This window comes from Paracoccus shanxieyensis, from assembly GCF_009711265.1.
Lineage (GTDB): Bacteria > Pseudomonadota > Alphaproteobacteria > Rhodobacterales > Rhodobacteraceae > Paracoccus > Paracoccus shanxieyensis.
Genome location: NZ_WMII01000003.1, coordinates 278,055 through 293,683, shown reverse-complemented (window position 1 = coordinate 293,683; position 15,629 = coordinate 278,055). Strand labels below are relative to the sequence as shown.

Below are 15,629 nucleotides of genomic sequence, written 5' to 3'. Positions count from 1 at the left end.
CGGGCGCTGCCGCCACCGTCACCGGCACGTCGGGGCTGTCGGTCGCAGGCAGCGGGTTCGGGCCGGTGGGCACGGCGACGCGGGCGACGTTCACCAGATCGGTGCCGGCATCCAGATCGGCCTGGGTCACGTCGTAAAAGGCGGTGTAGCGCCAGGTCTCACCGGGATCCAGCGCGCCGTCGGCATCGCTGTCGCCCGCATTGGGGCTTTCCAGCACCGGGCTGAGCGCCACGCTGCCCGAGGATGTGCTCAGCGCATCGCTGACCACCAGATCGGCGCCGGCAAAGCTGGTATTGCCGCTGTTGCTGACGGTGATGGTATAGCCGATGCGCTGCAGCCCGCTGACCGAGGCGGTATCGGCGGATTTGGCGATGCTGAGGCCGGGCGCTGCCGCCACCGTCACCGGCACGTCGGGGCTGTCGGTCGCAGGCAGCGGGTTCGGGCCGGTGGGCACGGCGACGCGGGCGACGTTCACCAGATCGGTGCCGGCATCCAGATCGGCCTGGGTCACGTCGTAAAAGGCGGTGTAGCGCCAGGTCTCACCGGGATCCAGCGCGCCGTCGGCATCGCTGTCGCCCGCATTCGGGCTTTCCAGCACCGGGCTCAGCGCCACGCTGCCCGAGGATGTGCTCAGCGCATCGCTGACCACCAGATCGGCGCCGGCAAAGCTGGTATTGCCGCTGTTGCTGACAGTGATGGTATAGCCGATGCGCTGCAGCCCGCTGACCGAGGCGGTATCGGCGAATTTGGCGATGCTGAGGCCGGGCGCGGCCAGCTGCAAGGTCACGCTGTCGGTGTCGGTAACGGCATTTCCATAGGGATCCGACCCCGTGGCAGTCACAGTATTGCTGAGATTGTTTCCGTCAATATCTGCCTGAGCCAGCGCATAATCGGCCTGAAACACCAGGGTCCCGCCGGGCGAAAGCAGGGTAGGAGTTCCGCTGACAACGGTCAAAGGACCCAGCGTATTCGCCCCGGCATGTGCGTCATTCAGCGAAATATTGGCCAGATCGACATCGCCGGTATTCTCGACCTCATAGCGATAGGTGACAGTCTGGCCTTCGGCGGCCGGAGAGGGCACGGACGCCGCGTTCTTGCGCACCACAAGCGAGGCCGCGGGCAGGCCAAGGGTCACGGTATCGGTCGACTGATCCGAGAGATTTGGCTGCCCCGAGGTATAGACATCCACCGCGCTGACATTGGCGGTGTTCGACAGCGTGACCGGTCCCGAACTTGGATCGACGAAAGCCCGGGCCACGAATGACACGATCAGCCGATCGCCGGTTCCAAGTTGCCCCGAGCTCCCGTCCAGCAGATCGCTATTCGCGGCGGTGCCGTCAAACAGCGGATTAATGTTCGGTGCCACCGGCGCAATTCCCGCGCCATCATCCAAAACCATCGCCGTCGGCGGTGACACAATTCCCTGAAAGCTGGTGCCAAATCCGCTGGGGCCCGACAGAAAATCCTCAAGCTGCAACCCGGACAAAGCCGTGATATTCAGATCCCCGGTATTGGTCACGGTCAGCGTCACCGGCAGATCATAGCTGCCGTCTGAATTTAGAACGGCCGTGCCGAATTCCTTTTGCAACTCGATCGCGGATACCGCGCTGTAGGTTCCGACCTCCCAGATGCCGATCATTTCACCTTCGGGATAGCTGGGCACACCGCGCCAGACAACTGACTGGATATAGACGCCTTGTTCGCGCAGCGAACGACCGACAACCGCCCCATAAAAATCGGGCGGTGCATTCCATGAGTGGATCGGCCCGGTCACCAGTCGCGAGGTTCCGTTGCTCAGCTGAAATACAAATTCCGACCGGACGGCAATGTCATTCCAATCCACAAAATCGAAGAAGAATGCATATGGCTTGTTAGAAAATGTAAAAACGACCGTGCCAGGTCCGTAGTTTATGGGAGGAATAGGATTGGAATTGGTTCCACTGCTGCCTGCGACAGACAACACCATTCCCGGACGGCTGGGACTTTGGTTATTGTAGTCTAAGCATCCTTCCGTCGTCGCGTTTGTCGAGGGCGCGCTGAGCAAGGTGCAATACCGGGAGTAACCAAAGGCTGAGCCACGATTGGTTCCCGCGGGCGTTCGACGAACACTGAAACCGTTGAAGGTATCTCCGACGCCAGACATGTTCGAATCGCTGACCGAGGAAAAGTTTTCCAGCGTCTGAACGCTGTTTATCGCCGGCAAATCGTTGTCGAATGCGGTTCTATTTGTATAGCTGACAATGTCTTGTGCATTGACGGCATGCGCTGTAAAAATGGATGCCACGGCAGCATACAGGACCGCGACGAAAATCACGCGAGCGAATGACTGAAATAAATATTGCAATTGCCGCATGATGGACCTTGTGGTCTGAAGCTGGAAACACCCGTATAAGATCTGGATGTCCTAGCACATCTTGCACTTCATATCCTGATAAAAATATATAAAAACCTAGCGTTTTCAGAATTATAATCATCCAAACAGCCCGGTGAATTTAACGATATGTAAACCTTTTTAGGTTTTACTGGAGGGCTGCGCGATCTTGCCGGATCAGCATCCGGCATTGTTTGTCAGGCCATGCGGAGCAGGTTCCAAGCGTTGTCAGCCTGTTAGGTTATTTACACTTGGAAAACCTGCCAGCATTCGGAATGGCTGTCTTTCAGGACATCTGATATTGAATCAAATGCGCGGGAAGAAGGCTGACCGATGCCTGTCAGGCGCAGCAAGTGCTGATGCAGATCCTTGGATGACGTGGTGCGGCGGATCAAGGTGCCGGGGAACCATATGAAAGCCGCCCATCGCGCCGGGCCCCCCACCCGTGAGCTCCGCAGGCACTTCGGGATCATGCAACGCAAAGCAACATGTTTTGCACCGCAGGCAAACCATCGGCTTTGCAAAATATCCGCAATTTCAATCTGAAAGATAACTGGCTGGGGCGGTAGGATTCGAACCTACGGTACACGGTACCAAAAACCGTTGCCTTACCACTTGGCCACGCCCCAACTCTGTGGAGGCGTATCTAGCCAAGCTGGCAGGGGGGTGCAAGGGGCTAAACTGAAAAATCTTGTGGGTGGATGAAAGCAGCGTTAATCGCGCCCCATGAAGCATTTCGATACGGTCATTCTGGGGGCTGGCGCGGCTGGCATGTTCTGCGCGGGCTCGGTCCTGCGCGCGGATCCGGCGCATCGCGTGCTGGTGATCGATCACGCCCGCGCGCCGGGGGAAAAGATCCGGATCTCGGGCGGCGGGCGCAGCAATTTCACCAATCTCGCGACCGAACGCGGCAGGTTTCTGTCGGACAATCCGCGGTTTTGCGCCTCGGCTCTGGCGGGCTACCGGCCCGGGGATTTCGTGGCGCTGGTCGATGCGGCGGGCATTGCCTGGCATGAAAAGACCTTGGGGCAGCTTTTCTGCGACGGCAGCGCGCGGCAGCTGGTCGACATGCTGCTGCACCGGATGCGCCAGGCCGAGCTGTGGCTGGAGACCGCGATCGGCGGCGTGACGCAGCAGGGCGATGCCTTCCGGATCGAGACGGCGCGCGGGCCGGTTCTGGCGAAGAACTGTGTCGTTGCGACGGGCGGCAAATCGATCCCGAAAATGGGCGCCACCGGCTTTGGCTATGATCTGGCGCGGCAGTTCGGCCTGCGGCTGGTCGAGCCACGGGCAGGGCTGGTGCCGCTGACCTTTGCCGAGCAGGATCTGGACCTTTGCCGCCCGCTGGCAGGCCTGTCGGTCGAGGCCGAGGTCAGCCATGGCAGCGGCAAGCGTGCGACCCGGTTCCGCGACGGATTGCTGTTCACGCATCGCGGGCTGTCGGGACCGGCGATCCTGCAGATCTCAAGCTTCTGGCGCCCGGGCGAAGAGATCAGCGTCGATCTGGCACCAAGCCTTGATCTGGCGGCAGATCTGCGCGAACAGCGCGGCAAGGCGGGGCGCATGGCGCTGAACACAGCGCTGGCGCGGCTGCTTCCGGCGCGGCTGGCCGAAGCAATCATCGCCGAGTTGCGGCTGGACGGCACCCGCTTGGCCGATCAGCCGAATGCCGTGCTGGACCGGCTGGCCCACAGGGTCCATCGCTGGCAGCTGCGGCCTGTCGGATCGGAAGGCTGGCGCACGGCCGAGGTCACTGTCGGCGGCGTGGATTGCCGCGACCTCGAGGCGAAGCATATGCAGGCGCGCGCCGTTTCGGGGCTTTATTTCATCGGTGAGGTCGTCGATGTCACAGGCTGGCTGGGCGGATATAACTTCCAATGGGCCTGGGCCTCGGGTCATGCGGCGGCCATGGGGATCGCCGCCGCAGCCCGCGTCAGCCCATGACCGGATCGGATTTCGCCAGCTGATCGAACCGCATCAACGAGTCGATCAGCTTCGGCATCTGGTCCAGCCAGATCATGTTCGGCCCGTCCGAGGGCGCGTTGTCGGGATCCTGATGCGTCTCGATGAATACACCCGCCACGCCCAGCGACACGGCGGCGCGCGCCATGACCGGGGCAAATTCGCGCTGACCGCCGGATGATCCGCCCTGACCGCCGGGTTGCTGCACCGAATGGGTGGCATCCATGATGACCGGATAGCCGGTGCGCGCCATGATCGGCAGGCTGCGCATGTCGGCAACCAAGGTGTTATAGCCGAAGCTCGCGCCGCGCTCGGTCAGCAGGATGCGGTCATTCCCGGTCGAGGCGACCTTCTGCGCCACGTTCGGCATGTCCCAGGGGGCCAGAAACTGGCCCTTCTTGATATTGACCACCGCGCCGGTTTCGCCCGCCGCCAGCAGCAGATCGGTTTGGCGCGACAGGAAGGCCGGGATCTGGATCACGTCGACAACCGATCCCGCCGCCTTGGTCTGCGGGATGTCATGCACATCGGTCAGAACCGGGCAGCCGATCCGCGCGCGCACATCCTCCAGCATGCGCAGTCCTTCCTCCATGCCGATACCGCGACGGCCCGACAGCGAGGTGCGGTTCGCCTTGTCATAGCTGGCCTTGAAGATGAAGCCGGCCCCCGAGGCCGCGCAGGCCTCGGCAAGGCTGTCGGCGATCATCAGCGCGTGATCCAGCGTCTCGAGCTGGCACGGGCCGGCGATCAGGACCAGAGGCAGATCGTTGCCGAAGGTGACGTTGCGCAGCTTGACATGCTTCATGAGGATACCTGTTCGCGAAGGATCGATGCGGTCAGCGACATCATCAGATAGATGCCCGAGAAAATCAGGAAGGCGACGATCGTGTTCTGGAACGCCTTGGGATATGTCGCCTCATCCGGGGGGACCGGCGCGATCGACACGGCCAGATAGCGGACCTGTTTGTTGGCCTCGATCCGGGCGCTTTCCATCTGGGCGGCGGCGGCGGCCAGCAGCTCTTGGCGGGTGACCAGATCGGATTCCGCGATCCGGATCTCACCGGAAATGGCCGCCAGCGAGCCGCGCGCGGAATTGCCTTCGGTCAGTTGCGACCGGGTTTCTGTCAGCATTTCCTCAAGACGCTGGATATCCCCCTGCACGCCCAGAACGCGGCTGCGGTTCGGGACGGCGTTGGCCTGAAGCTGGCCCAGTTCCAGCCGCTTGGCGGCAAGCTGGCTTTCCAGTTCGGCGATATGGCCCATGATGACGCTGCCTTCGGCCACCGGATCCAGCACGCCCAGCTTCTGCTGTGCTTCCTGCACGCGCATTTGCGCGCTCAGCACCTTGGCTTCGGCGTCGTTATAGCTTTCGACGGCGCCCTGCATCTGGTCGCCGCGCATGCGCGAGGTCAGCTGGTCCACCTGACCTTCGGCATATTTGATCAGCGCGTTCGAGAATTTCTGGCTGAGTTCCGGGTTCGGCGCGATCACTTCCATGTTCAGAACGCCTTCTGTCGGGTCATAGCCGATCTTGACCGAATTCCGATACAGCTTGTAGGCCTGTTCATTGGTGGCATCCGGGGCCAGACGCAGGATCGGGTCGATCGTGTCGGCCTGAAACGCGCTTTTGAAGCCCAGTTCGCTATCAAGGCGCATCATCGCATCGCGCGATGTCAGATAGCTTTGCACCGAGACCGAATCCGGGTTGGTCGCCAGTTGCGTGCCCGAAAACAAACCGCCCAGGCCGCCCGCGCTGGCCTGTTCGGCCTGCTGGATCTGGAACTGGCTTTCCGTGGCATAAAGCGGCGTGGCCACCCGGAAATAGTAATACCCCGCGACAATCGTCGGAATGCCCACAAAGACCAGCAGACGCGCGGCCAGCATCATCAGCTTGCGCCGACGCCGCCGGGCGATGTCGCGCTGGATCTTCATGATCTCGCTGGCGCGGCGATCCTCGGTCAGTGCCTCGCGCGAGGGCAGGCGCGTCTGACCGGGCGCGACGGGCACGATCTCGGTTCCGCGCCGCTTCGGGGTGTTCGGGCGCTGGGTCGGCACGGGCATGGTTTCGCGCGTGCGCTGGTTCTTGGCCTCATCCGACAGGATCTGGCCGACCGAGGCGCGGTGAAACGGGTCGATGCCGCGATCGCGCAGCAGGACAACCGCTTCGTGATCCGAACTGACCTGGATTTCATGCATGGCGGCGATCCGGCCCGCCATGCGCAACTGCCGGCCTGTCAGGTTCTCGGCCTTCACGGCGGCGATGCGCTGCTCCATATCCGGATCGGGCGTCTGGCTGGGGCTGGCCTGCGGCGCGGCACCGGGAAACTGCATCCCCGCAAAGCCGTCATCATCTTCGTCCGGGGTGAACAGGCTGGCGGGATCCGCTGCCATTTTCTGCTGCGCATCCGGGCGTTTGCGCATCTCGACCTCGACCGGCCGGGGCGCGGCGGCACCTGCATTGCGACCCGAGGCCAGAATCGATTCCTCGCGGCTCTTGCGATAGACGCGCGCCTTAGGCGGTGTAGTCATAATACTGCTTTGCCTCTTCGAGGGTTTCAAACTGATAAAGCTTGCCGTCACGCAGCACGGCAGCGGAATTGCAGAATTTTTCGATGGTGCGGGCCTGATGCGACACGACGACCACCGTCGCCGATTTCAGCCGGTCATACAGCACCGTGCCCGCCTTGCGGTTGAATTCGACATCCGTGGTGGTGGGCATGCCCTCATCGATCAGATAGACATCGAATTCCAGCGCCAGCATCAGAGAAAAGGTAAACCGCGCCCGCATCCCGGCGCTGTAGGTGCCGACGGGCATGTCGAAATATTCGTTGATATCGGTCAGCCAGCGGCAGAACGCCTCGACATAATCGGGATCGAGCCCATAGATCCGGGCGATATAGCGGGCATTTTCATTGGCGCTGAGCTTTGCGGTGATGCCGCCCATGAAGCCCAGCGGAAACGACACGCGGCAGTTCGACCGGATCGTGCCCTCATCAGGCTTTTCCAGCCCGCACATCATGTTGATCAGCGTGGTCTTGCCGGTGCCGTTCGGCGCAAGGATCCCGACAGAACGGCCAAGTTCGACCCGGAACGAGGCGCGGTCAAGAATCACCTTGCGCTGCGTGCCGGTCCAGAACGATTTGGACACGTTGTCGAATTCTATCATCAGGCGGCCCCAGAACCCGGCGCATCAGGGCGCTGCCGGCGAGTTACGATCACTTCAACGCACGACCACGCCCGGTCGGATGATGCCGACGGACAATAGGCGCGCCGCGCGTCACTGTCTACCTTAGGCAAGTCATGGTTGAAATATCGTGAACATCCGGCCTTTTGCACGGCCCTTCGTGCTCTTATCTGCGGCAGATGAAACTGCATGACCGCATACTTGCCTGCCGGATCTGTGCGCCGCGTTTCGCAGCCACCGCCACGCATCACATGCCGCGCCCCGTAGTCTGGTTTCAGCCCGGCGCGCGCATCCTGATCGTGGGGCAGGCGCCGGGGATGCGGGTGCATCTGGCGGGGCGGCCCTTTGCTGATCGCTCGGGTGATCGGCTGCGGGACTGGATGGGGCTGGATGCGGCGACGTTCTATGACCGCTCCAGAATCGCCATTGTGCCGATGGCCTTCTGCTTTCCCGGCTATGACGGGCAGGGGTCGGACCTGCCGCCGCCGGCGATCTGCGCCCGGACATGGCGCGATCAGGTGATGGCGACGTTGAACCCGGCGCTGACGTTGCTTGTGGGCGGCCATGCGCAGCGCTGGCATCTGAACACGAAGGCGGGAGTGACGGCGACGGTGACGGGCTGGCGTGGCCATGCGCCCGCGATCTTTCCCTTGCCTCATCCGTCGTGGCGCAATACCGGCTGGCTGAAACGCAATCCGTGGTTTCAGGCCGAGCTGCTGCCCGCGCTGCGCGACCGGATTGCCCAAGTGCTGAAGGATGCCCATGACCCCGCTGGACCAGCTTTGCCAGATCCCCTTTCATGATGCCCCCGCGGCTGCCCGCGCACGGATCCTGTCGCGCATCGCCGATACCGAATTCTTCGCGGCCCTGACCCATGAACCCGCAGGCGATCAGGCGGAATTGCAGATCTTCGCGCTGCCCGACGGCCCCGTCGCGCTGGCCTGCGATGCCGAGGAGCGGCTGGCCGGTTTTCTGGGCGGTCCGGTTGCGTATCTGGCGCTGCCCGGCCGCATTCTGGCCGGTGCGCTGGCCGCCGAAGGCCGCGGCCTGCTGATCAATCCCGGCCACCCGTCCGAGATGCTGCTGGACAGCGCGCTGCTGGCATGGCTGGTTCAGACGCTTCAGGCCCAGCCCAGCCTTGCCCCGGACGAAGCCCCGCGCGCCATTACCCCGCCCGATGCCGATGCAGCCCAGCGTCTGGCGGCCCCTTTGGGGCAGCGTCTGGGCGATATGCGCGATCTGGTGCGCGCGGCCGGGCTGATGGCCTGTGAATGGGCGGATGGGCGCAAGAACCATCTTCTGGTGCTGCGCGATGTGCCGCAGGATCGCCGGGATGCCGTGGCCAAGGCCTTTGCCGAACTGCTGGCCTTTCTGCCCGAAGCGCCGGGCGGGACCGACATCGCCTTTTCGGATCAGGATCTGCCCGCGCAGGCTCTGCCGATCATCGCGCCGCCCGTCGCTCCCGAACCGCCCGCGCCGCAGCGCGATCCGAACGCACCGCCGCGCCTGCGCTGAGCCCTGCAAACGCGAAGACCCGCCCAATCGTGGGCGGGTCTTAGCGATCGCGCAATCTTGAACCTGTGTGAGATCAGGCGCCCCAGTGGCGCACCGGACCGCAATCCATGTGAACGAAATTCGAGCGCGAATATTTGCCGACACCACCTGCCTGGCAGGCAGCTGCGGCCTTGTACATCTGCGCCACCGAGCGGGATTTCAGCCGCAGATCCGCAGCCTTTCCGGTCATGTGCAGAGAGTTCCGTGCCACACCCGACGATTGCGAGCGCAACATGGCATTGGTTTTGGGCGAACGATATCCCGACAGCATCATATAGGGTTCGTTCGTCTGCAGCAGACGTTGCGACGCCGCTGCGATATCGACGGTGCGCGGGTCGATCCCGATCACCTGGCCCGTGCGCCAGTCGCGCATGAACACATTGATTTCATTCAGAGCGTCGCGGATATATTTGCCATCGACCCAGTAAACCGTGTCGATGCTTTCGCCGGTACGTCCCGAATACATGCGGATGCGGCGAATATCGCCTGCGCCGCGGACCAGACCGAAGGCATTGGCCATAACCGGCGCTGCTGCCACCGTCGTCGCCGCGAACACACCAAGGATGCCGCGACGCGAGATAGTTTCAAACGTCATGTCAGATCGCCTGTCCTGCTTCGTTTGTTTTACCGGCCCATTCTCCGGCAGGCTCCGGTTTAGCCGGAACTGCTTAACAATATGTCACCAGCACGCGAGATCGGGAAAGCAAATCATTCCCTCGACGGCGGACATCCGCCATAATCGGCAAGAATTCGCTCATCTCTAGGGCGATTCGGAACCCGATCCCGGTTTTTGAGGATGCCGTGCCCATCAAGCATCACCGTTGCAACAATTCTGTCACCATCTCTCGACCGCAAAATCGGCGGATGCCAAAGATATTTGGTGGTCAGACAGGGTTTTCCGCAGTGCTCCGCTTGAAGTCGATTCGCGCATTGGTTGTTGGCAGCGCCTTGGGGCTGATGCCCGCGATGCAGCCGGCAGTTGTGCAGGCGCAGGCGCTGGAGCTGAGCCCGGTCGCCGCGCTGCCAGCACCGCGACTGGTGTTTTCTGCACAGGAAATGGCGCTGGCTCAAGAGGTTGCGGCATATCCCGGGCTGGCCGATTTCTATGGCACGAACGGGTTGCAGCCGATCTTTACCGGGCCCGAGGGCGCCAGTCGCCGCGCGGCGCTGATCGCGGCAACCGGGCAGGCGGCCAGTCATGGCCTGCCGCCCGCGCGCTATGACCAGCCGCATCTGGCGCGAATCGACCGCGACATGGGGCAGGGCGGTGTCGATTCGCTTCAGGCCGAACTGGCTTTCGCGGTCAGCTTTCAGCGCTGGACCCACGACCTGACGGGGGGCGTGCTGAACCCCGAACGTGTCGATCCCGGCATCAAGCGCAAGGTGGCCCGACCGACGACCGGCGAAATGCTGCGCGCCTTTGATCAGGCCGCCAACCCCTTGGCATGGCTTGAGGCGCAGGCCCCGCAGGATCCGGAATATCAGATCTTGCGCGACGCGCTGCGCGGCAAGACCGCGCTGGCCGCGCCTGCGGGCACGCCCTTGGTGCCGACGGGCACATGGCGCGAAGGCATGGCCGGTCCCGAGGTCGGGCTGCTGCGCGGCCGGCTGGCCGCCATGGGGCTGATGCCGGCCTCGGCCTCGGCGGATGACCTGTTCGACGCGCCTTTGACATCTGCCGTCGCGCGGTTTCAGTCCCAGACCGGGCTGACCCCGGACGGCGTGGCCGGTCCGCGCACCGTCGCCCGGCTGAATGGCGGCCCGACCGAGGGCAGCGCCGCGATCCTTGTCGCGCTGGAGCGGATGCGCTGGATGCATGGCCGCGATCCGATGGCGCGGCAGGTCTGGGTGAACCTGCCCGAATATACCGCGCGCATTCTGGATGGCGGGCAGCAGGTCTTTGAAACCCGCGTCGTCATCGGCAAGGCCGATCCGGAATTCGAAACGCCCGAGTTCAGCGAGACGATGAAATATCTGGTGGCGAACCCGCGCTGGAACGTGCCGCGCTCGATCACGGTCAAGGAATATCTGCCGCGTCTGCAGGCCAATCGCAACGCGGTCAGCCATATCGACGTAGTGGACCGGGCGGGCAATGTCATCGCGCGCGACCGGATCGATTTCCGCAAGTATACCTCCGCCAACTTCCCCTATCGGATGCGGCAGAAACCCAGCGATGACAATGCGCTGGGGGCGGTGAAATTCATGTTCCCGAACCCGTGGAACATCTATCTGCACGACACGCCGACCAAGCACCTGTTCAACCAGACCCAGCGCGCCTATTCGCATGGCTGCATCCGCGTCGGCCGTCCGCTGGATCTGGCCAATGAACTGCTGCAAGGTCAGTTCGCCAATCCCGAGGCGCGGTTCCAGAAGGCGCTTGAGTCGGGCCGTGAGACCTATCTGAATTTCTCGGCCCCCGTGCCGGTGCATCTGGTCTATTTCACCGCCTTTCCGGATGCCAACGGGCGCATCCAGCGCTTCCCGGATATCTATGGCCGGGATGCCAAGGTCTATCAGGCACTTGTCGCCGCAGGGATTCAGACCGGGCTGGATTCTGCCGCCTTGGACCACTAGATCAGTCCCCAGAATAAAGGGGAGCGTGACATGACCTTGACCATGGCTGAACTGGCACAGGCGCTGGAGGCGCGGCTTTGGGGCGATGGCGCGCAAGAGGTGCATGGCGCGGCCGAGGCCGGGCAGGCGGGTGCGGGCCAGATCTCGCTGGCGATGGCCCCGGCCTATGCTGAAAAGCTGACCTCGGGCAGTATCGCCATTCTGGCCGAAGGCATGGATCCCGAGGCGCTGGGGCTGAAGGCCGCGATCCTTGTGCCGCGTCCGCGTGTCGCCATGGCGGGGCTGACCCGCGCCTTTGATCGCGGGCCCGAGCTTGCGCCCGGCATCCATCCCAGCGCCGTCATCGACCCCAGCGCGGAAATCCCTTCGGATGCGGCCATCGGCCCCTTCGTGGCCATCGGGGCGCGGGTGCGGATCGGGCAGGGCGCGCGCATCGCCTCGCATGTGTCGATCGGGCGGGACACGGTGATCGGACGCGACGCGACGATCCATCCCGGCGCGCGCATCGCCCATGAGGTGACGATCGGCGACCGCGTGATCCTGCATCCCGGCAGTTCGATCGGCGCCGACGGGTTTTCCTTTGTCACCCCCGAGCCGTCCGGCGTCGAGGAAATCCGTCACACGCTGGGCGAACGACAGGGCATTCGCGAACAGCACTGGACCCGCATCCATTCGCTGGGCGGAGTCGAGATCGGCGATGATGTCGAGCTGGGGGCGAACAGCACCATCGACCGCGGCACGATCCGCGCCACCCGCGTCGGACGCGGCACCAAGATCGACAATCAGGTGCAGGTCGGCCATAACTGCACCATCGGCGAGGATGTGATGCTGTGCGGCCTTGTCGGCATCGCCGGCTCGGCCCGGATCGGCAATCGTGTCGTTCTGGGGGGGCAGGTCGGCGTGTCGGACAATATCTTCGTCGGCGATGACGTGATCGCGGGCGGCGCGACCAAGATCTTTACCAACGCTCCGGCGGGGCGTGTGCTGCTGGGCAGCCCGGCGGTGAAGATGGAAACGCAGGTCGAGGCGCAGAAGAACATCCGCAGGTTGCCCCGGCTTTATGCGCAGGTGGCAGAGCTTCGTGAAACTGTTAAGAAACTGATGGAAAAGCGCGCTGGTGACGACCCCGATCGGGCGTAACGCACCGATCATCGGGGCCGAATGGAGAGAAACATGACAGACGTCCGTGACCGCATCATCCAGATCATCGCCGAACAGGCCATGCAGGATCCGGCAGAACTGAAGCCCGAGATGACCATCGAACAGATCGGCATCGACAGTCTTGGCCTTGTGGAATCGATCTTTGCCATCGAGGAAGAATTCGACATCTCGGTGCCCTTCAACGCCAATGAGCCGGAAAAATCGGATTTCGACATCTCCTCGCTGGGGGCGATCATTGCGGCGGTGGAAAAGCTGGTCGCTGAAAAGGCATGAGCGCGAAGAAGAAATCGGAAAAATCCGGCAAGAAGCCGGGCAAGGTCAAGACCGCGACCCGCGCCGCCCGCACCATGCTGGGCCGTGTCATCATGGGGCGACATGCCAATGGCATGCGCCGCGTGGCCATTACCGGCATGGGCACGATCAACGCGCTGGGACGCGATGTACGCTCGACCATGGAGGCGATGCGCGAAGGACGCTGCGGCATCGGCCCGCTGGAGTTTCGCGACGTGGACCGGCTGGCCGTCAAGATCGGCGGGCAGGTCCGCGATTGGGATGCCGAACAGTATTTCAACCGCCAGCAGATCGTTCTTTACGACAAGTTCACCCAGTTCACCCTGCTGTCGGCGCGCGAAGCTGTCGAGCAGTCGGGGCTGGTCTTTGAGGGTGAGTTGGGCCTGCGCTCGGGGGTGGTTCTGGGCACTGCCGCGGGCGGCATGAACACATGGGACGAAAATTACCGGACGGTCTATGAGGAAGGCAAGAACCGCGTTCACCCCTTCGTCGTGCCGAAGCTGATGAACAACGCCGCTGCCTCGCATCTGAGCCTTGAATACGGGCTGATGGGGCCAAGCTTCACCGTCGCCACCGCCTGTGCCAGTTCCAATCACGCCATGGGCATGGCCTTCAACATGGTCCGGTCCGGCGCGGCCGTGGTGATGCTGACCGGCGGATCCGAGGCGATGCTGTGCTTTGGCGGTGTCAAGGCGTGGGAGGGCCTGCGCGTGATGTCCAAGGACGGTTGCCGGCCGTTTTCGGCCACCCGAAATGGCATGGTTCAGGGCGAGGGCGCGGGCGTCTTTGTCTTTGAGGATTGGGAACATGCCGTGGCGCGCGGTGCGGATATTCTGGCCGAAGTCGTGGGCTTTTCCATGTCGGCGGATGCGCAGGATATCGTCATGCCCTCGGCCATCGGGGCGGAACGCACCATCACCGGCGCCATGCTGGACGCGCATATGCGGCCCGAGGAGGTCGGCTATATCAATGCCCACGGCACCGGCACCGCCGCCAATGACAAGACCGAATGTGCCGCCGTGGCCCATGCCTTTGGCCATCATGCCGACCGGCTGATGATGTCGTCGACGAAATCCATGCATGGCCATCTGATCGGCGGCACGGGTGCGGTCGAGCTGCTGGCCTGCATCATGGCGCTGCGCGAGGGCGTGATCGCGCCCACCATCGGCTATGAGGAGCCAGATCCGGAATGCGCGCTGGACATCGTGCCGAATGAGGCGCGTGAGGCCAAGGTCGATGCGGTCCTGTCGAACGCCTTTGCCTTTGGCGGGCTGAACGCGGTGATCGCGCTGCGCAAGGTCTGATGCCGCAAGGGGGCGCTGCCCCCTTGGCGCGTGGCCGCGCCCACCCCCGGAGTATTTTCGGGAACGAAGAAAACCGCGGGCGGCGGGGTTTTCAGCCGCGGCGCGATGGCCTATCTGCGGATCAGAACCCGAGGAAGGCACCCATGGCAAAGATCACCTATATCGAGCACAACGGCACCGCCCATGAAATCGATGTGAAGCCCGGCATGACCGTCATGGAGGGTGCGCGCGACAATGGCGTGCCCGGCATCGACGCGGATTGCGGCGGCGCCTGCGCCTGTTCCACCTGCCATGTCTATGTCGCGCCGGAATGGGTGGATCGTCTTCCCGCCAAGGATCCGATGGAGGAGGACATGCTGGATTTCGCCTATCAGCCCGATGCGGTGCGTTCGCGGCTGACCTGTCAGCTGAAGGTCACGCCCGAGCTTGACGGTCTGGTCGTGAACCTGCCCGAGCGCCAGATCTGACGCATTCGGCACCTAGTTCAGCGTTTCCGAGATCGCCAGCCTGGCGCGCGGCGCATGTGTCGCGATGACGCAATCCAGAAAGTCATCGAAGATCTCGGCGGCGATGGTCGGGGACAGGCGCTCCCGTTCGCCCAGCCACGGATCGGTCGCCTGTTCGACGATGACGCTGTTGCCGCCGCGCACAAGGCAATGCAGCATCAGGATCAGGCGGCGCAGATCGGTTTTCGGATCCAGAATCTGCAGATCGCACATTTCCTGAAACTTGCGCTCGAACAGATCCCGCATCGATATGGTGAAGCGATAGAGCGCGCTGTCTTCGGTCATCGGGGCGTTCAGCCCTTCGTTCAGCAGGCGAAACAGCGTCGGGTTGGCGCTGGCCCATTCGCTGTAGCTATGCGCCAGTGAGCGCAGCTGCCGGTCCGGTCGGCGGGATGCGGCGCCGACCATGCCCCGCCGCAGCGCGTCGTTCAGCAGCACGACGCTGTGATAGAGCAGTCCTTCGCGAAGTTCTTCCATATTGGCAAAGCAGCGGATCGCTTCGGCCGGGTCCAGATCGGCCTGACGGGCCAGATCTTCGAGCGTGTCGGGAAGTGGCTGGGCCCGATCAAGCCGGTCCTGCGCTGCCATGATCAGTTTTTGATACAGATTACCTTGGTCCGCCATGGGAGGCCCCTGAAAACGCAACCGTTCCAGTCAGCTAGGCTAACACATTCGTGCCATTTCGGAACCGTTTATCTTCAAAGTCGAACGGGGAGCTTTCG

The 15,629-nt window shown here is 63.1% G+C and carries 14 protein-coding genes and 1 tRNA gene; 8 read left to right on the top strand and 7 right to left on the bottom strand.

The features are described 5' to 3' along the window. Positions 1-1,774 (bottom strand): DUF7507 domain-containing protein (locus GL284_RS21260; protein ID WP_341870530.1); only part of this gene is annotated, 1,774 nt, incomplete at its 3' end. Between the two features lie 1,151 nt (positions 1,775-2,925). Continuing rightward, positions 2,926-3,000, bottom strand: a tRNA-Gln gene (locus GL284_RS04990). Between the two features lie 97 nt (positions 3,001-3,097). Between GL284_RS04990 and GL284_RS04985 the strand changes: the two genes are divergently transcribed. Next, the gene (locus GL284_RS04985; protein WP_155043535.1) at positions 3,098-4,315 is read left to right on the top strand and encodes a BaiN/RdsA family NAD(P)/FAD-dependent oxidoreductase; all 1,218 of its coding nucleotides are present in this window, start codon (positions 3,098-3,100) and stop codon (positions 4,313-4,315) included. On the opposite strand, the gene kdsA is transcribed toward GL284_RS04985, so the two are convergent. The 3 genes from kdsA to GL284_RS04970 are packed head-to-tail and all read right to left on the bottom strand — an operon-like array spanning position 4,305 to position 7,499. Then, the gene (gene kdsA / locus GL284_RS04980) at positions 4,305-5,138 is read right to left on the bottom strand and encodes a 3-deoxy-8-phosphooctulonate synthase (protein WP_155043534.1); all 834 of its coding nucleotides are present in this window, start codon (positions 5,136-5,138) and stop codon (positions 4,305-4,307) included. The genes GL284_RS04985 and kdsA overlap by 11 nt on opposite strands. Then, positions 5,135-6,862 carry a KpsE/RkpR family capsule polysaccharide export protein gene (locus GL284_RS04975; RefSeq protein ID WP_155043533.1) on the bottom strand — a complete coding sequence of 576 codons (1,728 nt, stop codon included), beginning with the start codon at positions 6,860-6,862 and terminating at the stop codon, positions 5,135-5,137. The genes kdsA and GL284_RS04975 overlap by 4 nt, the downstream gene beginning before the upstream one ends. Beyond that, the gene (locus GL284_RS04970; protein WP_155043532.1) at positions 6,846-7,499 is read right to left on the bottom strand and encodes an ABC transporter ATP-binding protein; all 654 of its coding nucleotides are present in this window, start codon (positions 7,497-7,499) and stop codon (positions 6,846-6,848) included. The genes GL284_RS04975 and GL284_RS04970 overlap by 17 nt, the downstream gene beginning before the upstream one ends. A 197-nt stretch (positions 7,500-7,696) precedes the next feature. On the opposite strand from GL284_RS04970, the gene GL284_RS04965 reads away from it, so the two are divergent. Together GL284_RS04965 and GL284_RS04960 are read left to right on the top strand one after the other, a co-directional pair. Then, entirely contained in the window at positions 7,697-8,320 is a 624-nt protein-coding gene (locus GL284_RS04965) for a uracil-DNA glycosylase family protein (RefSeq protein WP_155043531.1), read from the top strand. Then, complete coding sequence (locus GL284_RS04960; protein WP_155043530.1) at positions 8,280-9,032, top strand: SseB family protein; 753 nt, start codon at positions 8,280-8,282, stop codon at positions 9,030-9,032. Before GL284_RS04965 ends, GL284_RS04960 begins: the two co-directional genes overlap by 41 nt. 73 nt (positions 9,033-9,105) lie before the next feature. On the opposite strand, the gene mepK is transcribed toward GL284_RS04960, so the two are convergent. Further along, the gene (mepK, locus tag GL284_RS04955) at positions 9,106-9,666 is read right to left on the bottom strand and encodes a peptidoglycan L,D-endopeptidase MepK (RefSeq protein ID WP_155043529.1); all 561 of its coding nucleotides are present in this window, start codon (positions 9,664-9,666) and stop codon (positions 9,106-9,108) included. A 371-nt stretch (positions 9,667-10,037) separates the two neighbouring features. Between mepK and GL284_RS04950 the strand changes: the two genes are divergently transcribed. The 5 genes from GL284_RS04950 (at position 10,038) to GL284_RS04930 (ending at position 14,868) form a co-directional block, all read left to right on the top strand. Next, complete coding sequence (locus tag GL284_RS04950; RefSeq protein WP_230382906.1) at positions 10,038-11,645, top strand: L,D-transpeptidase family protein; 1,608 nt, start codon at positions 10,038-10,040, stop codon at positions 11,643-11,645. A gap of 30 nt (positions 11,646-11,675) precedes the next feature. Beyond that, positions 11,676-12,785 (top strand): UDP-3-O-(3-hydroxymyristoyl)glucosamine N-acyltransferase, encoded by a 1,110-nt coding sequence (locus GL284_RS04945; RefSeq protein ID WP_155043527.1) that lies wholly within the window; start codon positions 11,676-11,678, stop codon positions 12,783-12,785. A 33-nt stretch (positions 12,786-12,818) separates the two neighbouring features. Further along, on the top strand, positions 12,819-13,079 hold the full coding sequence (locus GL284_RS04940; RefSeq protein ID WP_155043526.1) for an acyl carrier protein: 261 nt from the start codon (positions 12,819-12,821) through the stop codon (positions 13,077-13,079). A 113-nt stretch (positions 13,080-13,192) separates the two neighbouring features. Then, positions 13,193-14,401 carry a beta-ketoacyl-[acyl-carrier-protein] synthase family protein gene (locus GL284_RS04935; RefSeq protein WP_155043588.1) on the top strand — a complete coding sequence of 403 codons (1,209 nt, stop codon included), beginning with the start codon at positions 13,193-13,195 and terminating at the stop codon, positions 14,399-14,401. Positions 14,402-14,544: 143 nt separating this feature from the next. Further along, positions 14,545-14,868 carry a 2Fe-2S iron-sulfur cluster-binding protein gene (locus GL284_RS04930; RefSeq protein WP_155043525.1) on the top strand — a complete coding sequence of 108 codons (324 nt, stop codon included), beginning with the start codon at positions 14,545-14,547 and terminating at the stop codon, positions 14,866-14,868. A gap of 12 nt (positions 14,869-14,880) precedes the next feature. On the opposite strand, the gene GL284_RS04925 is transcribed toward GL284_RS04930, so the two are convergent. Further along, positions 14,881-15,531, bottom strand: coding sequence for a TetR/AcrR family transcriptional regulator (locus GL284_RS04925; RefSeq protein WP_155043524.1), 651 nt, complete (start codon positions 15,529-15,531; stop codon positions 14,881-14,883). Between the last annotated feature and the right edge of the window lie 98 nt (positions 15,532-15,629).

What these genes read in the sequence shown, in the direction of transcription:
- GL284_RS04950 (WP_230382906.1), top strand. Translation starts at nt 10,038, where the DNA reads ATGCAGCCGGCAGTTGTGCAGGCGCAGGCGCTGGAGCTGAGCCCGGTC.
- GL284_RS04925 (WP_155043524.1), bottom strand. Translation starts at nt 15,531, where the DNA reads ATGGCGGACCAAGGTAATCTGTATCAAAAACTGATCATGGCAGCGCAG.
- GL284_RS04945 (WP_155043527.1), top strand. Translation starts at nt 11,676, where the DNA reads ATGACCTTGACCATGGCTGAACTGGCACAGGCGCTGGAGGCGCGGCTT.
- GL284_RS04975 (WP_155043533.1), bottom strand. Translation starts at nt 6,862, where the DNA reads ATGACTACACCGCCTAAGGCGCGCGTCTATCGCAAGAGCCGCGAGGAA.
- GL284_RS04965 (WP_155043531.1), top strand. Translation starts at nt 7,697, where the DNA reads ATGAAACTGCATGACCGCATACTTGCCTGCCGGATCTGTGCGCCGCGT.
- GL284_RS04960 (WP_155043530.1), top strand. Translation starts at nt 8,280, where the DNA reads ATGACCCCGCTGGACCAGCTTTGCCAGATCCCCTTTCATGATGCCCCC.
- GL284_RS04930 (WP_155043525.1), top strand. Translation starts at nt 14,545, where the DNA reads ATGGCAAAGATCACCTATATCGAGCACAACGGCACCGCCCATGAAATC.
- kdsA (WP_155043534.1), bottom strand. Translation starts at nt 5,138, where the DNA reads ATGAAGCATGTCAAGCTGCGCAACGTCACCTTCGGCAACGATCTGCCT.
- GL284_RS04985 (WP_155043535.1), top strand. Translation starts at nt 3,098, where the DNA reads ATGAAGCATTTCGATACGGTCATTCTGGGGGCTGGCGCGGCTGGCATG.
- GL284_RS04935 (WP_155043588.1), top strand. Translation starts at nt 13,193, where the DNA reads ATGCGCCGCGTGGCCATTACCGGCATGGGCACGATCAACGCGCTGGGA.
- mepK (WP_155043529.1), bottom strand. Translation starts at nt 9,666, where the DNA reads ATGACGTTTGAAACTATCTCGCGTCGCGGCATCCTTGGTGTGTTCGCG.
- GL284_RS04940 (WP_155043526.1), top strand. Translation starts at nt 12,819, where the DNA reads ATGACAGACGTCCGTGACCGCATCATCCAGATCATCGCCGAACAGGCC.
- GL284_RS04970 (WP_155043532.1), bottom strand. Translation starts at nt 7,499, where the DNA reads ATGATAGAATTCGACAACGTGTCCAAATCGTTCTGGACCGGCACGCAG.